General features: G+C 55.6%; 15 protein-coding genes. 11 read left to right on the forward strand and 4 right to left on the reverse strand.

From position 1 onward, the window contains the following. Positions 1–543 precede the first annotated feature (543 nt). Positions 544–945 (reverse strand): VOC family protein, encoded by a 402-nt coding sequence (locus M3223_RS21380; RefSeq protein ID WP_251565417.1) that lies wholly within the window; start codon positions 943–945, stop codon positions 544–546. A 152-nt stretch (positions 946–1097) separates the two neighbouring features. On the opposite strand from M3223_RS21380, the gene M3223_RS21385 reads away from it, so the two are divergent. From M3223_RS21385 to M3223_RS21410, 6 genes are all read left to right on the forward strand, one after another. After that, positions 1098–1574 carry a DinB family protein gene (locus tag M3223_RS21385; protein WP_251565418.1) on the forward strand — a complete coding sequence of 159 codons (477 nt, stop codon included), beginning with the start codon at positions 1098–1100 and terminating at the stop codon, positions 1572–1574. Positions 1575–1793: 219 nt separating this feature from the next. After that, on the forward strand, positions 1794–2792 hold the full coding sequence (locus tag M3223_RS21390; protein WP_251565420.1) for a C40 family peptidase: 999 nt from the start codon (positions 1794–1796) through the stop codon (positions 2790–2792). 150 nt (positions 2793–2942) lie between these two features. After that, positions 2943–3434, forward strand: a complete 492-nt coding sequence (locus M3223_RS21395) for a MarR family winged helix-turn-helix transcriptional regulator (protein WP_285891399.1) — start codon at positions 2943–2945, stop codon at positions 3432–3434. 86 nt (positions 3435–3520) lie between these two features. After that, the gene (locus M3223_RS21400) at positions 3521–4465 is read left to right on the forward strand and encodes a VOC family protein (RefSeq protein ID WP_251565422.1); all 945 of its coding nucleotides are present in this window, start codon (positions 3521–3523) and stop codon (positions 4463–4465) included. 14 nt (positions 4466–4479) lie between these two features. Then, a complete protein-coding gene (locus M3223_RS21405; RefSeq protein ID WP_251565600.1) occupies positions 4480–5097 on the forward strand; it encodes an alpha/beta hydrolase in 618 nt (205 codons plus the stop codon). Between the two features lie 63 nt (positions 5098–5160). Next, positions 5161–6138 (forward strand): ring-cleaving dioxygenase, encoded by a 978-nt coding sequence (locus M3223_RS21410; RefSeq protein ID WP_251565424.1) that lies wholly within the window; start codon positions 5161–5163, stop codon positions 6136–6138. Between the two features lie 322 nt (positions 6139–6460). Here the strand turns inward: M3223_RS21410 and M3223_RS21415 are convergent, their stop codons facing one another. Both M3223_RS21415 and M3223_RS21420 read right to left on the reverse strand, forming a co-directional pair. Next, on the reverse strand, positions 6461–6871 hold the full coding sequence (locus tag M3223_RS21415; protein ID WP_251565426.1) for a GNAT family N-acetyltransferase: 411 nt from the start codon (positions 6869–6871) through the stop codon (positions 6461–6463). 104 nt (positions 6872–6975) lie between these two features. Next, complete coding sequence (locus tag M3223_RS21420; RefSeq protein ID WP_251565428.1) at positions 6976–8820, reverse strand: proline--tRNA ligase; 1845 nt, start codon at positions 8818–8820, stop codon at positions 6976–6978. On the opposite strand from M3223_RS21420, the gene M3223_RS21425 reads away from it, so the two are divergent. Then, complete coding sequence (locus M3223_RS21425) at positions 8812–9105, forward strand: hypothetical protein (protein ID WP_251565430.1); 294 nt, start codon at positions 8812–8814, stop codon at positions 9103–9105. The genes M3223_RS21420 and M3223_RS21425 overlap by 9 nt on opposite strands. A 72-nt stretch (positions 9106–9177) precedes the next feature. Here M3223_RS21425 and M3223_RS21430 read toward each other — a convergent pair whose 3' ends face one another. Beyond that, positions 9178–9789, reverse strand: coding sequence for a TetR/AcrR family transcriptional regulator (locus M3223_RS21430; RefSeq protein WP_251565432.1), 612 nt, complete (start codon positions 9787–9789; stop codon positions 9178–9180). A gap of 189 nt (positions 9790–9978) precedes the next feature. Here M3223_RS21430 and M3223_RS21435 point away from each other — a divergent pair, with 189 nt between their 5' ends. The 4 genes from M3223_RS21435 (at position 9979) to M3223_RS21450 (ending at position 18203) form a co-directional block, all read left to right on the forward strand. Beyond that, on the forward strand, positions 9979–11154 hold the full coding sequence (locus tag M3223_RS21435; protein WP_251565434.1) for a YhgE/Pip domain-containing protein: 1176 nt from the start codon (positions 9979–9981) through the stop codon (positions 11152–11154). A gap of 383 nt (positions 11155–11537) precedes the next feature. Then, complete coding sequence (locus tag M3223_RS21440) at positions 11538–14432, forward strand: Ig-like domain-containing protein (protein ID WP_251565436.1); 2895 nt, start codon at positions 11538–11540, stop codon at positions 14430–14432. Between the two features lie 161 nt (positions 14433–14593). Next, positions 14594–16420, forward strand: coding sequence for a hypothetical protein (locus M3223_RS21445; RefSeq protein ID WP_251565438.1), 1827 nt, complete (start codon positions 14594–14596; stop codon positions 16418–16420). 157 nt (positions 16421–16577) lie between these two features. Next, positions 16578–18203, forward strand: a complete 1626-nt coding sequence (locus M3223_RS21450; protein WP_251565440.1) for a gamma-glutamyltransferase family protein — start codon at positions 16578–16580, stop codon at positions 18201–18203. Positions 18204–18343: the final 140 nt, after the last annotated feature.

The raw sequence follows: 18343 nt of genomic DNA on the forward strand, positions 1-18343 counted from the left end.
TGACCGTTTTTAATTTGAATTCATCGTTGTAATGTTGCCGTATTTTCCCCACTGTGAACACCTCACCTTTCGTAGCTTATTTTATCTGATCCACGTTAAGGGGTGTCCACTTTTTATTCTAACTGCAAAACGACCTTACGGAGCGGGAAAAGCGGGAAAGGGGCCGCGATAAGGGCGTCAAACGCCCTTACGGAGCGGGAAAAGCGGGAAAGAGGCCGCCATAAGGTCATTAAGCGACCTTACGGAGCGGGAAAAGCGGGAAAGAGGCCGCGATAAGGGCGTCAAACGACCTTACGGAGCGGGAAAAGCGGGAAAGAGGCCGCGATAAGGGCGTCAACGACCTTACGGAGCAAGAAAAGCAGGAAAGAGGCCGCGATAAGGTCATCAAACGCCCTTACGGAGCGAGAAAAGCGGGAAAGAGGCCGCGATAAGGTCATCAAACGACCTTACAGCGGCCTCTCGATAAGGTCATCAAACGCCTCAAACACATTTAAGGGACCAATCCAAATCATACAGTGGTAACTTGAGTTGGCCCCTATTTGACTAACCTTCCTGCTGCTCCGTTGTAACCATCCAGTTCACGCCGAACTTATCCGTTACTTGTCCGAACAGCGTTCCCCAGAAGGCTTTCTCCAAAGGCTGGCGGATTTCGCCGCCTGCTGTGAGGTTGTCGAAGGCGCGGCGAGCGTCGTCTTCTTCCTTGAATTCCAGAGAGAGATGCAGGCTGTCCCCGTGCTGAACAGGACGGAAATTGTCGCACATAAACAGGGTAACTCCGGCTACGACCAGAGCCATATGTAATACTTTATTTGTTGCGTCGGCTCCGGCTCCGGGCATCTGGTCGTGGGTCATGACGGTAACAATCTCGCCGCCCAGCGCCTCTACATAAAAGTTCGCTTGGGAACGCGCGTCATCGCTCATGATATAAGGGGTCAAATTAGCCATTAAGATCGCTTCCTCTCATTTAACACAGATTAGATTTGCTCCCATTAGTTTAGCATACCCCGTCCGCCGCGATTTCTTCTCGATCGCTTTATTTGGCAAAAAGCAGCAGTTGGGGAATCGGGTACAAAACGAACAGAAGGAGCGTGAATGAAATGCAAAAATTATTTCAGTACAACTGGCAAGTGCGTCAGGATTGGTTCGACTGGTGCCGCAGCGTTCCGGAGGAAGAGCTGCTGAAGAAACGCACTGGCGGAGTCGGAGCCATTCTTCCCACCCTTTTTCATATCGTGGATGTGGAGTACAACTGGCTGTGCGAGCTCGATGGGCGCACTGACTTTTTTAATGACTCGTATGAGGGCTATGCCACTTTGCAAAAGGTAGAGGCATTGTCGGAACGTCTGCACGAAAGTGTGCAAGCGTTTGTCAGTTCCTGGAGCGACGAGCTGGAGAGTAAGATTTTGCAAACAACCGACTCCAATGGCGAAGCGGAAACGTTCCTCTATGGAGAGGTTATGCGCCATGTAATCGCCCATGAAATTCATCATATCGGCCAGCTGTCGGTGTGGTCGCGCGAGCTGGACCAAAAGCCTGTCACGGCGAATCTGATTCGAAGAGGCTTGTTTAAATGATTTCCGAGCTTCCGTTCTGATGAATTTGATGAATAACTGTTAAACTTAAACCTCCGGGAACCCGGTGCAGAAGCCTCCGCAAACTTGCGGGGGCTGTTTAACGTTTGACGTTCGCGCTTCAAATACATGTATATTTTTTCCTATCCAAACCACCCTAGAGGAAGAATCGGCCGTCATGCGAAGAACAGGCGGCAACTTTATTTTGGGGAGTAGTTGGACATGGATAAAAGAACTCGACAACATAGCACGATTAAACGGGGAATGCTGGCGGTGACCGCCGCGGCGCTTATAAGCGGCTGCAGTATGCAGGCCGAGCGGCCTTACGGCGATGCAAAAATCCGAATGCAGCAGCTGACGCAGCAGCTTGAAGCGGGCACGATCCTCGTAGACGGAACCCGGATTGTTGGCGTGCCGATGTCGACCGATTTTAATGGAGACGTATGGGTCCCGTTGGAGCATGCGGCGCGCGCCTTAAATTTGAAGCTCAGAGACATGCGTGACGGTTATGCCATAGGGGACACGGATGTTCTGTATCAGCTTCGCATGGATGATCGCAACGCCAAATCGGGCAGCCGCCTGATTCAGCTGCCGGACGCCCCGCGCGCAATTGGCGGAAAGCCGTGCATGACGGCGGATTCCTTAACGGCGCTTCTGGAAACGCCGGTTAACTGGAGTTCAACCACGCGCGAATTGAACATCTCACCAATAAAGGACATGGCAATCTCCAGCCCTCGGCGCGGCATTTCCATGCAAATGGCAGAGACGGAAGAACTGCTGAACGACGATTCCGAAGCGGAAGATACGGATGGCGACTATAATATGCAGTCCAGCAGCTCTGCTGCCAAGGTGGTGGCCGCAGCTCGCAAGCTGGTTGGTACGCCGTATGATTTTGGAGCCGCGAGCTACAAGGATACCAAGCGGTTCGACTGCTCCTCTTTTACGCAATATGTGTACAATAAGGTCGGCGTTTCGCTTCCGCGCTCGTCCCGGGAGCAGTCTCAGAAAGGGAGCAAAGTCGCTCCGAAAAATCTTAAAGCCGGGGATTTGATGTATTTTTACACTCCGGGCCGGTACGAGAGCAATAAAATCGTCGGTCATGTGAGCATCTATATCGGCGGCGGCAAAATGATTCACACCTACGGAGATCCCGGCGTTGTCATCGACGAGTTCAATGATTATTGGAAGGGCCGTTTCCTTTTTGCGAAAAGGGTTCTTTGAAGGGACCATGAATAATTGAGGCAAGCAGGGGCGAAAAGCCCCTTCTTTACTATAAACCAAGGGGCAGAGAGCCGCTTGACAGGTATCTCAAATTCATATATCTTTAAATTAAGATATTTGATATCGAAGATGAAGGCGAGGGAAGCGGCGATGAATGAGAAACATGCCGAAGGATATGAAAATAAGCATGATGAATCCCAGCCGACACCGGCCGAGCAGGAGCTTTCGCTCAAGCTGTTCGTCGTCCTCTCGAAGGCGTACCGCTCCATCATGGATCGGGCGATTCGCGATGTGAAACGTCATGGCATCTCGCCGTCGGAGTTTACGGTGCTAGAGGTGCTCTATCATAAAGGGCGGATTCCGCTCCAGCAGATTGGCGAGAAGATTTTGGTCACCAGCGGCAGCGTAACGTACAACATCGATAAGCTGGAAACGAAGGGGCTGCTGCGTCGGATTCCCTCTCCGGACGACAGAAGAGTGACCTTTGCGGAGCTGACCGAGGAAGGGCAAAGTATGTTTGACGCTATTTTCCCCCAGCACGCTGAGCATATTCACCGGCTTACGCGGGGGCTGGACTTGGAAGAAAAGAGCCTGGCAGCAGAGCTTTTAAAAAAGCTTGGCAAGGGAGCGGAGGCGGATTAGCTGTTTAATGAAATCTCCGTACTTTTGGAATAAAACAACGAAGCAGATCAAATACTTTAAATTTAAGATAAATGAGGAGGATTACCATGAAACCAGTAACAGCCGGAATCCACCATATTACGGCATTTGCAACCGATCCGCAGGGGATCGTCGATTTTTACGCTGGAGCGCTTGGACTTCGCATGGTCAAAAAAACGATCAACTTTGATGCGCCGGAAGTGTACCATCTGTATTTCGGCGATGAAAAAGGAAGCCCCGGCACGATTATGACCTTCTTCCCCCATCCTCATTCCTCAAAAGGCCGCATCGGAGGCGGCCAGGTCGGCATCACCACATTGAGCGTACCGCCCGGCGCGCTCGGCTTCTGGGAAGAGCGTCTCGCCCGTTTCGGCGTGGAGACGCGGCGGAGCGAACGGCTCGGCGAGACGTTCCTGCAATTCGCTGACCGCGAAGGCATGGGGCTGGAAATTGTGGAGCGCGAGGAAGGGCCGTTGAACGAATGGGGCTTTGCGGGAATTCCGGCGGAACAAGCAGTGAAAGGCTTCGGCGGCGCTGTCTTGTTTAGCCTGGATTCCGCCAGTACGCGCCGGACGCTTGTGGACACGCTCGGGCTCACACCGGATGTAGAGGCGGATGGTTACGCCCGTTTCCGCGGCACAGGCGAGCTTGGCAATGTCATCGACGTGCCGCTGGCCAATCAGCCGAGCGGGCGCGGCGGTGCTGGCACGGTGCATCATATTGCATGGAGAGCCAAAGATTTTGGCGAGCATGAGGCATGGCGGCAAGCGGCAGCAGCGGCAGGCTTTCAGCCAACTCCGGTTGTAGACCGCCAGTATTTTAATGCCGTGTATTTTCGGGAAAACGGTGGCATTCTGTTTGAGATCGCCACTGATCCGCCGGGCTTTGCGGTTGATGAGCCGGCCGACGAGCTGGGCGGCAAGCTGATGCTGCCGTCCTGGTTCGAGCCATACCGTGCACAGATCGAAGATGGGCTGCTGCCCGTGGAAGTACGCCAATTGAAGGAGGATTAACAATGAGTATGGATATGATTCATGTGTATAAACCGGGAGCGGACCCGAAAGCGCCTGTGCTTGTGCTGCTGCACGGAACCGGGGGCAATGAGCATGACCTGCTCGGACTGGGAGAGCTGATCTCTCCCGAATCGGCTGTGCTGTCAGTACGCGGCAATGTACTGGAGAACGGCATGCCCCGCTTCTTCCGGCGATTGGCGGAAGGTGTTTTCGACGAGCAGGACCTGGTGTTCCGTACCGGCGAGCTGAAAGCTTTTCTGGATGCAGCGGCGGCGGAGTACGGATTGGACCGGGAGAACATGGTGGCGGTTGGTTATTCCAACGGCGCAAACATTGCGGCAAGCCTTATTTTTCACGAACAGGAGTCGTTCCGCGGAGCGGTGCTGCACCATCCGATGGTGCCTCGGCGCGGAGTGCAGCTGCCGGAGCTGAACGGCATGCCGGTGTTCATCGGGGCGGGTATCAATGACCGGATCTGCACGAAGGAAGAGACGGAGGAGCTGCGCTCTCAGTTAAGCGGAGCGGGCGCAGAGGTTGAGGTGCATTGGGAGGACCACGGCCATCAGCTGACCCGGACGGAGGCGGAAGCGGCCGCTCATTGGTTCAGGCGTGAATTCCAAGAGAACGGCTGAACGGAAATTCGGCGGTGCTTGCGGACGGTAAACAAAGGGGCCGAGGCGGAGGAGGAACCGGGGATGGCAAAGGGACTGAAGGGGATTCACCATGTATCGGCAATGACGGCATCGGCCGCGCGCAATTTTGAGTTTTATACAAATGTGATGGGCATGAGACTTGTCGGCAAGACGGTTAATCAGGACGACACGAGCATGTACCATCTGTTCTACGGAGATGAAAAAGGCTCTCCCGGCACGGAGCTGACGTTTTTTGAGCTGCCGATGATGGGACGCAACCGTCCCGGATCGGCAAGTTTATCCGCCTTTTCTCTAAGGGTGGCAAGCGATGAGGCGCTCCGCTGGTGGGAGCGGCGTTTCAATGAGCTTGGCGTCGACCGCGACGCCTTGCAGGAGCGGGGCGGCAGATTGACGCTGGCGTTCCGCGATCCGGAGGGCCAGCGCGTGATACTCGTCTCGGACGAGCACAATAGAGGCATTCCCGGCAGCAATCCGTGGAGTGGCGGTCCGGTGATGACTGAGTTCGGCATTACCGGGCTCGGCCCGGTTCAGCTGACAGTGCGGAATGCTGCACCGACGCTGGCGGTACTGACCGATCTGCTTGGCTTCCGCCGCAAAGGAGCGTATCCTTCTGCGGTGCCGGGACAGCCGGACATTATTATGCTGGAAATTGGAGAGGGCGGCAGCGGCGGCGAGCTTCATGTTGAGGAGCGTCCGGAAATGGAGCGGGAACGGCTTGGGCGCGGAGGCGTTCACCATGTTGCTTTACGCGTAGAAGACGAAGACGAGCTGCGGGAATGGGTGGAGCGGATTCACCGTGCAGGTTTCTCCAGCTCGGGTTTTGTCGACCGGCATTTTTTCCGGTCGCTCTATTTTCGGGAGCCGGGCGGTGTATTAATTGAACTGGCGACGGACGGTCCCGGCTTTGGAGATGAAACGGAGCTGGAGCGTCTTGGCGAAAAGCTGCTGCTCCCGCCATTTCTGGAGGCTCAGCGGGAGGCGATTGAGGCGCGTCTGAAACCGTTGGCAACAGGACGATAAGGAGCCGAAGCCCGAAGCGATATTTCTGTTAAATATGTAATGTAATATTAAATGTCTAAGTCAGTTGATGTAAGATTAAACTAGAAAAAGGGCCGCAGATGCTGGTAACATCTACGACCCGCTTAGACCGCTTCCTTTCCGAGGTTGGGCGGTCAATTTCTTTTTGTTGAAGGAAAGTAATCAGCACGATTAACGTTGCGAACGAAATCATAAGCGAGCGTGTGGAATTTCTCGGAAATAATAAGCAAAGAGCCCGCCAATCGGCGCTAATCGGCAGGCTCTTTTTTTAGATTCAAACAACTCGGGGGGACCCGCGAAGATATTACAGGTCCTTTTTCAGAAAGTAATGCTCGAAGGTGGCTGCATTGGGAAGCATGCCATATACCTCGTAACCAAGCTTGATATAAAAATCGAGCGCCTGGAAGCTGAGCGTGTCCACCTTGATAAAATCGCAGCCATGCTGCACGGCAATCCGCTCCGCTTCCTCCATCAGACGTTTGCCCCAGCCGGAGCCGCGCGCTTCCTCCTCCACAAACAGATATTCAACAGCAAGCCAGTTCCAGCAAATTTCCCCGGAAAGCCCGCCATAAATGCGTTCGGAGGAATCGGCGAGCAGGAGATTGACTTTTTGGTAACGGCCGTGCAGCTCCTTGGGAAAATGGCGGAGGTTGTACTCCAACACTTTTCGCTCGGCATATTCCGGGTCGAGCTTGGACGATAGGATCAGCTCCATACGGATGCTCCTTCCAGCGGACAACACCCGCTTTTAACTTGTAACCAGTGTACTAGCGCAATCAGTGCAAGTGACGGGAGAGTTCTTTTATAGTCAAAAAAGGCTTACTCGGCCTGCAAACGCAGCCGCTCCAGCAGCTGCCGCACACGGAGGGCCGCTTCTTCGGCAGACAGCGTTTCCTTTACGCCGCCGCTGCGCTCCGTAAGTTCAATTCGTCCTTCGGCGGCATCGCGCCCGACCACGATGCGAAGCGGAATGCCGATTAGCTCGGCATCCTTAAACTTCACCCCGGGACGCTCATCCCGGTCGTCCAGCAGCACTTCAGCCCCGAGCGCAGATAGGCTGGAATAGAGCTGCTCTACAAGCTGGCGCTGGCTGTCGTCTTTATGCGAAACCGGGATGAGATGCACCTGGAACGGAGCCAGCGCAGCGGGCCAGACGAGGCCGGACTCGTCATGATGCTGCTCGGCAGCTGCTGCCAGCAGGCGGGAAACGCCAATGCCGTAACAGCCCATGAGCATCGGCTTTTCTTTACCGTCCGCATCCAGGCAGGAAGCGCCGAGCTTAACGCTGTATTTCGTGCCAAGCTTGAACACATGCCCTAGTTCTATGCCTTTGCTCATCACCAAGCGGCCATCGGAGCAGCGGGGGCAGCAGTCCCCCTCGGCTGCGTTGCGGAAGTCCCCGGTCACGGCAACGGAAAAATCACGGCCCGGGACGACGTTCTCCAGATGGTATTGCTCTTCACCCGCGCCTGTAACAGCTGCTTGCACCGCTGCCGCATCGCGGTCAACGAGCAGCGGCCCCGTGATGCCGATTGGCCCTGCAAATCCGGGAGGCGCTCCGGTAACCTGCAGCACGAGCTCAGGGCTCGCAAGCTCCAACATATCCTCATCTCCAGCGAGTCCTTCTCGAATGAGCCGCTCCAGCACTTTGATTTCGTTGATCTCATGATCGCCGCGCACAACAACGGCAACTGCTCTGCCGCCTGCCGTGAACAGAACCGTTTTCAGTATGGAGGCGGCGGAAATGCCGAGAAAATCCGTGAGCTCAGCAATTGTGCGAATCCCGGGCGTGTGCAGCTTGCGCGGTGCCGATTCTGGCGAGCTGTTCGGGCTGACCAGCGGCTCGCCGCCTTCCTGCGATAAAATGGCAGCGCCGCTATCCGTAAGAGCGTCCAGCGTATGCAGCTTTGAATCGCTGCCCGCTGTGGCTGACGGCTCCAGCGATTTTCCTTCCGCTTTTTCCAGGTTGGCGGCATAGTCGCAGCTGGTACAGCAGGCGATGATGTCTTCGCCGCTGTCGGCTAGCGCCATAAATTCATGGGTGCCGCCCTCGCCGCCAATTGCTCCCGGATCGGCTTCGACCGCACGATATCGCAGACCGAGCCTTAAGAAAATGCGGTGATAGGCCGTCAGCATCGCTTCGTAAGAGGCGTTTAAGCCCGGCTCGTCGATATCAAACGAGTAGGCGTCCTTCATCAGAAATTCCCGCCCGCGAAGCAGGCCGAAGCGCGGACGGCGCTCGTCGCGGAACTTCGTTTGAATCTGATACAGCGTCAGGGGCAGCTTGCGGTAGCTGTTGATTTCGCCGCCCGCTAATGCTGTGATGACCTCCTCATGCGTCGGCCCAAGCACGAACTCCCGGTCATGGCGATCCCGCAGCCGGAACAGCTCCGGCCCATAAACCGAGTAACGGCCGGATTGCTGCATCAGCTCGGCGGGCTGCAGAGCGGGCATGAACAGCTCTTGGGCTCCAGCCCGTTCCATCTCCTGGCGAATGACTTCTTCCGCTTTGCGCAGCACCTTTCGTCCAAGCGGCAAATACGTATAAATGCCGGAAGCGAGCTGCCGGATGTAGCCGGCACGCTGCAGCAGTGCATGGCTGACCGCTTCAGCCTCGCCGGGAGCCTCCCTCAGAGTAGGGAGGAGCAGTTTGCTTTGACGCATGAATATCACACCCCTTTAATGATTAAGCATGTTAACGACAAAAAGACGCACTCGTCAGGGACGAATGCGTCGTGGTACCACCCTGATTACGGTTCATTCGCACATGGCGAAACAAACCCTCAAAAAAATAACGGCGTTAAAGCCGGCGGCATACGCGGCGACGAACAGACGCTTGGCATGCCGCAGCTCGCAAGGTGGGAAGCCGCTCCTCCGCTTCGGAAAGCCTCTCAGCCGATGGGCTTTCTTTCTGTACGGCGGGCCGGGAACGGGTTGGCCTTGGTCTAAGCTGTTCATGATATTGTGGAAATTATTAGATTATTCCATACCTTACCTCAGTCCGGCTGCGGCGGTCAAGGGTTAACCTTTCGGCGCTTGCCGAATGCCGATTGTTACGAGCGGGCCGTAATTAATCGCTCTGATCATAATTTTGGCCATTTGTTCCGGCGGCAGCGCCATCCCGCCTTCAATCCAGTGCAAAATTACGCCGAAGTTGGCCGAGGTCTGATAAGCGGCCCAAAAGTCCAAGGGAATTAAGTGTTTCTCAGGAGCACTTATCTCCAGGTTGTGATACATGCGTTTCGTCATCAGTTCCCGCAGGCGGATCGCGAACGAAAGGTCGCCGCCCGGTCCAAGCATCAAACGGAGAAATTCAGAATGTTCGGCAATTTTCTCGAATACCCTCATCATGGGAGGATAAGGCTCCTCTTTGTCCGCAAAAAGCATCGCTTCGGTAAGATCAAGCTGCTCCACGCAGGCGCTCAGATGCTGGAGCACCTCATCCTTCATCTGCTGCAGCATATCTGCCACATCTTTATAGTGCAAATAAAATGTGCCGCGGTTAACGTCAGCGCGCTCGGCGACCTCCGTCACCGTAATCGTATCCGCGCCTTTTTCCGTCAGCAGCGCCAGCAGCGCCCGTTGCAGCTGCTGTTTCGTTCTCGCCTTGCGGCGGTCCATTTTTTCAGCCATATTCCGCCTCCATTTCGCGTCTATTCCCAGTCATTTTCCGCGTTATTGAACAATGTAATGGAACGATGTTGAGTACAGAACAACAGAGCTCCCAATTGACGATTGAACTCCTCCATCACGTTATTATAATCAACAGTATGAACTTTAATCAACGTAGTGTTGATTATTTTGGACAGGGGAGTGGGGAGCATGTTTAAACAAAAATTGACGTTTATTAGTGTTGTGGCTGTGCTTGCTGTATTAGCTGTGTTCGGACTGGCGATGATGGGCTCTGTCGTTAGCGTCAAACCGAAGGATGTGCCGGTGGCGCTTGTGATGCTTGATCAAGGATCCGACTTGCCCGGCGGAGCAAAGCTTGAGGCAGGCAAGCAGCTGCAGGAGCAGCTGACCGGGAACTCGAAGCTTCCTTTCAAGTGGACGGTTGTCGAGTCGGAGCAAGAGGCGCGAGCGGGCATTGATGACCGCAAGTACTACGGAGCGCTTATTTTGCCGGCGGATATGAGCTCGGACGTGGCGTCTCTGGCAGGACCTTCCCCGATGCCGCCAAATGTTCGCATTTTGGCGAGCGAGGGAGCAAACGCGCAGGCAGCGTCCGCCGTGAAACAAGGGCTAAACCAAGTGCTGCTTATGGCTTCGCAGAGCATTGCTCAGACAACGCTGCAGCAGCTGAGCGCCAAGAGCGGGCAGCTGCCGGCCGTGACGGCAAAAGCGCTGCTCTCGCCGATTACGGTGCAGGAAGAAACGCTGCATGCGGTTAGCGCCAATAACGCTGGCGGCAATGCGCCCGGACTGCTGACGCAAATCATGTGGATGGGCAGTCTGGTGACGGCGGCAGCATTGTTTTTTGCAGGGAGGGCTGCGGTGAAAAGCGGCTCGGGGCGGTTGGCCGTTATGCTGAGCCAGCCAGTGGTCGGCGCGGTTATCGTTGGCATTGCATCCGCCTTTCTCGTCTGGATGGCTTCCGCATGGTACGGCATGGAGCTGAACGGGGCAACAGAGGTATGGCTGTTTCTATGGCTGGCCGGTATGGCGTTTTATGCGATTCAATCCACTTTGCTCAACTGGATTGGCATGCCGGCGATGGCGATTTTGGTGTTACTGATGTTCTTCTCTATGCCGGTGCTGAACATGGCTCCCGAATTTTTGGCCGAAGCCTCGAGGGACTGGATCTACTCCTGGACGCCGCTTCGATTTGCCGCTGTCGGGCTTCGCGAGGTCATGTACTTCGGCGGTCTAGACGCCGCGGGCGCCAATATCGCCGTTCTCTGGAGCATTGGGGGAGCGTTCCTGCTTCTGCTTGTTCTGGCCGGCCTGCGCCGCGGAGGTTCGCAAGCTACTCGCCAGGCTGCCGTGAAAACGGCATAATCGGGCGGCAAAATGGGATCTAACCTCAACCAGTCCATTCCTGCGAATGGACTGGTTTTCAATTTATAACGATATGTTTATATCGCCAATAAGCCTATATTCATAGTTCATATTCACTATTTCGAAATTGTCGCATGCTGTCGATAGATTAAACGAATCACTTTATCGATATGAAAAGGAAGTGAGTGGAATATAAAAATTATTTTACGAGAAAACAATGGAGAAGAAAGGAAGTTGAAATCGTGAAACATACAGAAAAAAGGATAGGAAGAGATTTTCGCATACGTAAATTTTGGGCTGTTGTGCTGGCGGCCGGCTTAATTCTAACCGCTGGAATCATCCCTCCGGTACCGGTTTCTCAAGCAATTGCCGAGGAGGCGACCATGCCGTCTTTTCAGGCCTCGGCCGGATTTTCGGGCAAACAAGGCCAGAACAATTGGAGATACCAGTACAGGCTGCTTGATGCGGCGGAGTTTCAGGATCTCCTGGCGTACTCGGGCGGCAGCTGGTGGAGAAAAAACCAAAGCTGGGACTGGGGCAACATATCGGGCAGCGGCATAACCCCTGGATCAAGCGCCGATACGTCGCGCACGTTCAGCGCCCCGGAATCCGGTACGTTGACGATTTCAGCAGGACTTATAACGTTTAATCCAAAATCGTATGGCAGCGCCAGAGTGAAGCTGATGAAAAACGAGACGCAGCTATGGCCGCAAACGGAAGAATGGCAGTCCATCAGCGCGAGCGGGACCGTCCGTTTTCCCGAACTGACTACGACAATCGGCAGAGGAGACCGGCTTTATTTTATCGCGAACGCTGGAGCGGATCGCTCTAACGGGCAGGACGATATCGGATGGAACCCCGCTGTAACCTATACTAAGATTGTAGATTCGGTTGCCGTCAGCAGCGTCTACTTGGACAAGCGCTCGCTGAGCCCAGGCATCGGCGAGACCGTAACGGTGCAAGCCTATGTCGCTCCATTTGACGCCGCCAACAAAAGGCTGCACTGGGGCACCACCAATTCGCAGGTCGCCACGGTCAGCAATGGCCGCATTACCGTGAACGGGCCGGGAACGGCGATGATTACCGTTACGACTGCGGATGGCGGACTGACCGACCAGGCCAAGGTCACGGTGGACGGAGCCGGACCGATTACCCGGGAGGAACTGGTGTTTTTGCTGGAGCAGGCGCTGAAGCTGCCCCTCGATCTGAACGATGGCATGACTGGCGGAACGCCGCCTGTCCCGCCGGGTTTCCCTGCGCGTCAAAGCTTCAGCTTACCGGACGGTGACAGCGGGTCTCTATTGGGCGACAGCCTCTCGGAGCCGGTGACAAAAGAGGAAGCGGCGGCGATATTCATCCAGGGCTACAATCAGGCGATGGAGCAGGATGCGGTCCGGGGAGATATAAGCGGGATCGCCGACAGAAATGAGATCAGCGGCTGGGCGCTTCCTTATGTGGAAGCTGACAGCAGGTTAGGCATCGTGGAGCCCGGTTTGCCTTATCCGGCTCAGTTTGAGCCGCAGGCGCCCGTGACAAGACTTGAAGCGCTGGATATGGTCAAAAGGCTGCTCGCCTCCATGGATATTCAGGGCATGATTGCCTCGGCCATAACCGGCAAAAAGAGCAAACTGGTTATTCCGCCCAATACGTACCGGGTTGGACCCAAATCGGGCAGTACGATTTTGAATATCGCCAATGCCAGCAACCTGGAGATTGTCGCCGACGGAGTGACGGTTATCGCCACCAAGCTGACCCGGGCGCTGTCCGTGTCCAACAGCTCTAATGTGACGATCAGCGGGATGACGATCAACTACGATCCGCTGCCCTTTACTCAGGGTCGCATTAAGGCGATAGCCGCTGACCGCTCCTATCTGGATATCAAGCTGGATGAAGGTTATCCTCGCAAGCTGTTCTCGCGGCTGACGATTTACGATCCCGCAACCCGTTTCCAAAAGCGCGGCATCAATCATCTGTGGGGAACAACGGCATCCTGGAACGCGGACGGTACGATGCGGATTACGCTTAAAGGCGTCGGAACGAACGCTTCCGTAGGCGATCCTGTCACGATGGCGGGCGGTCCGGAGGATGGCGGCATTCCGCATGCAATAACGGCCGACGGCAGCAAAGGAATTGTGTTTAAAAACATTACGCTGCATACGGCGCCCGGTTTTGGCTTTCTTGAAGCAGGCGGCGAAGGCGGGACGGTGCTGAACGGCTTTAAGCTCATCCCCGGACCGGCTCCAAAAGGCGCGACTGAAAAGCCGCTGCTCACCGCGATTTGGGATGGCATTCAGTTCAAAACCGCCCGTAAAGGCCCAATCGTCGAAAACTCCGTTATACAAAGCGCAGGCGACGATTCGTTCAGCATCCAATCCGGAGATTACGGCGTTGTGAAGGTGCAGGGGGATGAAATCATTATTGTGCTGCGTGACGGCAGCCAGGCGCCGCGGGCCGGAGAGCGGCTGAAGCAATTCAATTCCTCGCCGGAGGCGATCATCGTATCCCAGCAAAAGGTGTCCAAGGCATCGGCGGGAATCGACGCCGCGCTTTTGCAGAAAATCAGTGCGGCCGGACAATGGACGCCTTGGCGCTTCACCGAGGAAACTTACTACAAAATCAAGCTGGACCGCCCGTCTCCGTTCAAGCAGGAGAGCTTTATTTTCAGCCCGGACCGGATGGGCAACGGCTTTATTTTCCGCAACAATAAAATCTACAGTCCGGGGCGGGGCATGCTGCTCAAGGCAGGCGACGGCCTGATTGAGAACAACGAGTTCAGGGGCGGGGACAAGGCGATTGTCGTTTCGCCGGAAGGCGTTACCGACACGCATGCCGGAGCAGGCAGCAATCTGATCATCCGCAACAACCGGGTCATCGGCACCGGGTATCATCATTATATGCCTTGGTCCGATCAGGCCGGCGCCATCAGCTTTTCCAGCGGCAACATCAAAAGTGTGAAGGCGTTTGACAACATCCAGATTGAAAACAATGTGTTTGATTCGGTCAACGGGCTCAATCTTAATCTAAGCAGCGTGAACAATGCCGTTGTCACCGGCAACAAGTTCCTGAACACACATCTGACGGCTCCAAACAATAACGGTGCGGAAAAAAATATCGACGCCAAATCCGTTATCTGGGTGAAAAATTCAACTAATATAACGTTCTCAGGCAACGAAATTGACCGCATGGGGCCATATTCCAAAACAGCAGTTAACGTGCAGCAGCCGTCCTCCGGCATTACCGGGGCGAGCACGGGCGTACGTATTGTAAATTCGAAATAAGAACACTTCAGCGGCCCTCCAAAGGCTGCTGAAGTTTTTTTATGATTCTATCGAGATTGTGTTACAAGTAAAATAATTCAGGGTAAAAGGGTATAAAGGAGGTGTATGCGCTTACATTTCGGGATTAACCAAACTTTACTTAGGGAAGGATGTTTGAATTAATGAAAATGAGCCGTAAAGGCAAGCTTGGCAAAATGGGCGTCGTCATGCTGGCGATCGGAATGTTTATGGGAGGCGCCGGCGGATTTAATGCGTCCGCTAATGAAAGCGCTTCAACATCGGCGGAAGTGGATATTCAGGACCTGATCACAGCTGCAATCGCGCAAAATCAAACCCAGCTGACGATTCCGCCAGGTACGTACCGGATCGGACCAAAGTCAGGACAAAATACTATTTTAAATATTGAAAATGCTAACAATCTAGAAATTATTGCAGACGACGTAACGGTAATCGGAACAACGCTGACGCGGGCGCTTTCCGTATGGAACAGCACAAATGTTACGATCAGGGGCATGACAATCAACTACGATCCGCTGCCGTTTACGCAGGGCAAGGTGAAGGCGGTGGCCTCGGATAAATCTTATATTGACATAACGATTAGCGCCGGTTACCCGCATGAGCTGTATACGCGGCTGACAGTATACGATCCGGCGACCGGCTTCCAGAAGCGGGGCATCAACCATCTGTGGGGCACAACGGCGTCCTGGAACGCGGACAATTCGCTGCGCATTTCCTTGGCGGGCGTCGGCAACAACGTTGCCGTAAACGATCCGGTCACGGTTGCGGGCGGACCGGGCGCGGGCGGCATTCCGCATGCGATAGCGGTAGAACGCAGCAGCGGCGTGGAATTCCACGATGTGACGGTGCATACCGCTCCGGGGTTTGCCTTTATTGAGGCAAACAGTGACGGAGGGACGGTACTGGACGGCTTCAAGCTTATTCCGGGTCCGGTTCCGCCAGGGGCGACCGAGACGCCGCTGCTCACCTCCGTTTGGGACGGCATTCAGTTCAAAACGTCCCGTACGGGCCCGATCGTCGAAAATTCGGTCATTAAAAACGCCGGCGACGATTCCTTCAGCATTCAATCCGGCGATTACGGCGTTGTGAAGGTGACAGGAGACGAGATTATTATAGCGCTGCGCGACGAATCGCAAATTCCGCGCCCTGGCGACCGTTTGAAGCGGTTCAACAATTCGCCGGAAGCGGTTGTTGTGTCGCAGGAGAAGGTGCCGAAGGCATCGGCTGGCATTGACCCTGTCATTTTGCAAAAGATTGATACGGCTGCTCAATATACGCTCTGGCGTTTTGAGGGCGACAACTATTACAAAATCAAGCTGGACCGGACTTCGCCGTTCCAGGCGGAGGACTTTATTTTCAGCCCGGACCGGATGAGCAACGGCTTCACGTTCCGCAACAACGACGTGTACAGCCCGGGGCGCGGCATGCTGCTCAAGGCTGGCGGCGGTCTTATTGAAAACAACGTGTTCCGGGGAGGAGACAAGGCGATTGTCGTCTCGCCGGAAGGAGTGAGCGATTCCCATGCCGGCGCGGGCCAGGATCTGACCATTCGGGGAAACCAATTTATCGGCACCGGATATCATCATTACATGCCTTGGTCCGACCAGGCTGGCGCGGTCAGCTTTGCGAGCGGCAATGTAACAAGCGCAAAAGCATTTAATACCGTTGTTATCGAGAACAATACATTTGATTCTATCAACGGATTAAACCTGAACCTGACCAACGTAAACAATGCGACAGTGAGCGGGAACACGTTCCTGAACCCTCATCAGACGACTCCGAACAATAACGGCGCGGATAAAGGCATTGACGCCACCTCGGTTATCTGGGTGAAAAATGCAACCGGCGTAACGTTTACGGGCAATGAAATCAATCAGCTGGGGCCGTTTTCGACGCTTAAGGTTAACGTCCAGCAGCCTTCCAGCGGCATCGTCGGCGCGGATACGGGGGTAGTCGTTCTGAATCCTTAACCGCTGCGGAGCTTATCGCTTTGCTTCCAAACGGCTTCCAAATTGCTTCCAAAGACCTGATTAAAGGACACCGTCTTAGGGCGGTGTTCTTTTTTATCCCTACAAACGGCATGGTATACTTGGAAAAGAAAAGTTTTCCAAAAAGGAGGCGGCAGGCTTGTCTACACCATTTGATTCGCGCTATTCTCCCTTTTCCTCCTATCGTACACCTGTTTATGCAAGCAACGGCATGGTGGCCACTTCGCAGCCGCTGGCTGCGCAGGCCGGGCTGGACGTGCTGCGCCGGGGCGGCAACGCAATTGACGCTGCCATTGCGGCAGCGGCCGCGCTAACTGTTGTGGAGCCTTGCTCCAACGGAATTGGCGGCGACGCTTTTGCGCTCGTATGGACTGCGGGCAGGCTGCATGGCTTGAGCGGCAACGGTCCTGCTCCTGCGGGTATTTCCGCCGATGCGCTGCGAGAGCGGGGGGTTGACAGCATGCCCCGGTACGGAGCTATTCCCGTCACGGTGCCGGGAGCTCCAGCCGTATGGGCGGAGCTGAGCTCGCGCTTCGGGCGAATGGAGCTGGAGGATGCGCTTGAGCCGGCAGCGGTTTACGCGGAGCAGGGATATCCTGTTTCGCCTACGGCGGCAATTCACTGGGAGCGGGCGCTGGACAATTACCGCTCGGCGCTGCCGCACGCCGATCTGGAGGAGTGGCTGAACGTATTTGCGCCTGCCGGACGCGCTCCGCGTGCCGGAGAGCTGTGGGCTTCGCCGGATCATGCCCGGACGCTCCGCTCGATAGGCCGCAGCGGAAGCAAAAGCTTTTATCAGGGAGAGCTGGCGCAGCGAATCGCCGCCTGTATGCGGGAACGGGACGGATATTTGAGTGCGGCGGATCTGGAAGCGTTCTCGCCGCAGTGGGTGGAGCCGATTCATACGCGTTACCGGGATTACGAGGTATGGGAGATTCCGCCAAGCGGACAAGGGCTGGTTGCGCTGCAGGCGCTGGCCATTTTGGACGGGCTGCCATTCAAGCCGGAGGACATGCTGAAGCCGGAGACAGCGCATCGGCAGATCGAAGCGACAAAGCTGGCCTTTGCGGACGGCCTGCGCTATATTACCGATCCTCGGCATATGACGGTAACGCCTGCCGAGCTGCTGTCTGCAGCTTACACGGAGCGGCGCCGCGCGCTGATCGGCGCAGAGGCCCGCATGCCCGAGCCCGGACAGCCGGCGGGCGGCGGCACGGTGTACTTGGCGACTGCCGACGGCGAAGGAAACATGGTATCGTTAATTCAAAGCAATTATATGGGCTTTGGTTCCGGCATAGTTGTGCCAGGCACCGGCATTGCGCTGCAAAACCGGGGAGCAGACTTCTCCCTTGACCCGCAGCGCGCCAACTTCCTGGAGCCGGGCAAAAAAACGTATCATACCATCATTCCGGGATTTCTCACGCGGGGCGGCGGGCAGCCGGTCGGGCCTTTTGGCGTAATGGGCGGATACATGCAGCCTCAGGGCCATGTTCAGGCCATTATGAACATGGTCGACTTTGGCCTTCATCCCCAAGCGGCGCTTGATGCGCCGCGCTGGTTATGGCATCGCGATCTGGAGGTGTCGGTGGAGCCGGGTTTCCCGGCTGAGACCGCGCAGGCGCTTGAGCGGATGGGGCACCGGATTACCCGCCAAAGCAGCTCCCATTCGTTCGGGCGGGGGCAGATCATTTGGCGTAATCCCGCTACCGGCGTGCTTTGCGGCGGGACCGACAGCCGCACCGACGGGATCGTCGCAGGCTGGTAAGCGCGGGAACGCCGCAGGTAAGGTCGTGAAACGACCTTACGGAGCGTGAACCCGCGCGAAACGCTGCTGGTAAGGTCGTGAAACGACCTTACGGAGCGTGAACCCGCGCGAAACGCCGCTGGTAAGGTCGCGAAACGCCC

It is taken from the genome of Paenibacillus pasadenensis (assembly GCF_023715725.1).
Taxonomy (GTDB): Bacteria; Bacillota; Bacilli; order Paenibacillales; family Paenibacillaceae; genus Paenibacillus_O; species Paenibacillus_O pasadenensis_A.